This window comes from Sulfurihydrogenibium yellowstonense SS-5, from assembly GCF_000173615.1.
Classification (GTDB): Bacteria; Aquificota; Aquificia; order Aquificales; family Hydrogenothermaceae; genus Sulfurihydrogenibium; species Sulfurihydrogenibium yellowstonense.
This window is the reverse complement of sequence record NZ_ABZS01000209.1, coordinates 1-2471: the sequence shown is the minus strand read 5'-3', so window position 1 is coordinate 2471 and position 2471 is coordinate 1. Positions and strand designations below refer to the sequence as shown.

Annotated in this window: 2 protein-coding genes; one reads left to right on the top strand and one right to left on the bottom strand. The window is 27.0% G+C overall.

Annotated features, from left to right (window positions below; all coding sequences use genetic code 11):
• Positions 1-76 precede the first annotated feature (76 nt).
• Positions 77-1399 carry a hypothetical protein gene (locus SULYE_RS07615; protein WP_007548158.1) on the top strand — a complete coding sequence of 441 codons (1323 nt, stop codon included), beginning with the start codon at positions 77-79 and terminating at the stop codon, positions 1397-1399.
• Positions 1400-1825: 426 nt separating this feature from the next.
• Here SULYE_RS07615 and SULYE_RS07610 read toward each other — a convergent pair.
• On the bottom strand, positions 1826-2471 hold a 646-nt coding region (locus tag SULYE_RS07610; RefSeq protein WP_007548157.1), incomplete at its 5' end, for a lysylphosphatidylglycerol synthase domain-containing protein.

The following is a 2471-nucleotide window of genomic DNA, read 5'->3' as shown; positions in this document are numbered from 1 at the left end:
TAGATTTTTATGATAATTTAATTATACAAAATTTTTGACGAAAAGAGAGTTATAAAATATTAAGGAGGTCTTTTTTATGAGTATTGCAGTAGTATCATACGATATAAAATTTGTAGAGAACTTGAATAGTTTGTTAAAAATAAATAATGTTGAAGTGTATGGAGATAGTTTATCGCTGATTAAAGAGTATCCACAAAAAGATTTTAAAGTGATTATTTATGATACTTCATCAGGAATTTTTGCAGAAGATGATCTGAAATATTTGATTGGAAAGCTGGGAGGAAAAGATATAAAATATTTCGTATTAACTGTTCCAGAAAACCCTATAAACAAAAAAAATTTTAGCGATGATGTAGAATTTATACCAAAATCGGAATCTCTCACAATTCTACCAGAAATTTTGAAAAACACCTTAATCCAAACAGAAAAAATTCAATCTCAGCAAGTTGAAAATTTAACCGAAACTTTTGCACCTAAAAAAGAAAGCGAAATCGAAAATTTTGAAAGTCAAAAATTTGAAGACTTATTTAATAATACAGATTTATATAATATAGAAAAAGGTTTGATTGATTTTGAACCTAATGTAATATCAATCAATGAAGAAGAAATTAAATCAGAAAACAAGGAAGAAAGCTTTGATAATTTCTTTGATATAGAATTTGAGAACAAATCTACTTCTAAAGAAAAATTAGAAGATAAATCTTTATTTGAAATTGAATTTGGAAACATAGAATCGGAACCTACTAATATATCTTTCAATTTTGATATAGATTTTGAGAGCAAATCTACTTCTAAAGAAGAAGCAGAAGATAAAGAGGAAAACCTGTTAAATATAAATATAGATGATTTAAATATAGATGATTTAGTTATAGGAAAAAAAATAAAAAATTTTAATATTGAAGAAATTGGTATTGAAACTAAGGCAGAAGAAAATATTGCAAAATCTTTATCTGAAGAGTTAAATGAAGGAATTCAAAAACGCATGGAAGGAGATAAGAAAAAAGAAATTGTTACGAAACCTTTAACAGAGTTTATTCAAGAAATAAAAAAAGAAAATAAAATTACAGAAGGAGGAGAAGAAATTATGGTAACTAACTTTAATATTACTATTTCTTCAGAAGATATAAAAAGGTTGGCAATGGAAATGGTAAAGGATATGTTAAAGAGTGACAATGCTATGAATACAATTATTGATCACCTTCAAATAGACTTTCAAGATGAGGCTAGAAGAGAACTTGAGGAAATAAAAAATCAATTAAAATCATCTTTAGCAAAAGAGGCAGAGTTAATGATGAAACAAGAAATCGAAAGAATGATAAAAGAAGAACTTAAAGAATATGTTGCAGAAATTACTGCAAAAATAGTAAAAGAAAAATTAGATGCAATTTTTAAAGGATAAGCTTAAATTTAACAGAGACTGTTCAAAAATCCACATCGTCATTCTGAGCGAAGCGAAGAATCTCATATTTTTCTTTTCAAATCAAAAAATCAAAAAAGAGATCCTTCGGCCTTTGGCCTCAGGATGACAGGAAAAGGTTGATTGATAAACATTAGAAAAAGGGCAATCTTATTTGTCATTCTGAGCGAAGCGAAGAATCTCATGCTTTTATTGAATTTTTCACCCGGTATAGAATTTATGTATTAATAAGTAAATTGGTGTTAAACATATCAGGTAGGAAATTCTACAAAATTCAAAAGATATAAGAGGTGAGAAATGAGAAGTTAATAAAACTTTTTTGTTCCTCATGCGTCTTACTTTGTCTATCTTAGGACTTGATTAAGTTTGAGGAATATTCTTTTTAAATATCTAAAAATTCTTAATTTCTTATCGAAAGTTCTGATAATTCTTGTTTTTAAGAAATTTGAAATACACTATAGTCAAAACAAAGAGTAAACTACTTGAAAAAAGTATAAAAGTATGTACCAAAAAAGATAGCAAAAAAGCTGTGTTTTTATCTATGTTAAACAAAAATATCAAACTTCCTGCATATCCGCTTTCATAGGTACCAATGCCCGCTATTCCATGAATAGGTAGGATGGTTGTCAAATCTGCTGCTGCTGATGCTAAAATTGTTTGGAAAAATGATATATCTATTTGAGTTGGTATAACAAAATAAAACGCTGTAAACTTCAAAATAAAGGTTAAAACAGACAACAAATAAATACATGAAAGATTGGAAAATCTAAGTTTGTCTTTATTGTAACTTTTAACTTTTTCATGTTTTATGAATTTTAAAATAAAAACAAAAACATAAAAGCTAAAAGGAATTATTAAAAATGACATCAAAGCTAAGGATAGAAATCCTTTAAAGGTTAAATAACTAAATGCAAAAACCGCCATCAAGCCAAGACCATCGAATATACGAGTAATGAGAAAGCTCATTGTTGAATCTACTATATGAACTCCTTCTTTTTTAAGAAGATAAAAAAAAGAAACTTCGCCTGTTCTAAAAGGCAAGATTATATTAAAA

Excerpts from the sequence above, each read along its gene's own strand:
- SULYE_RS07615 (WP_007548158.1), top strand. The coding sequence starts at position 77 with ATGAGTATTGCAGTAGTATCATACGATATAAAATTTGTAGAGAACTTG.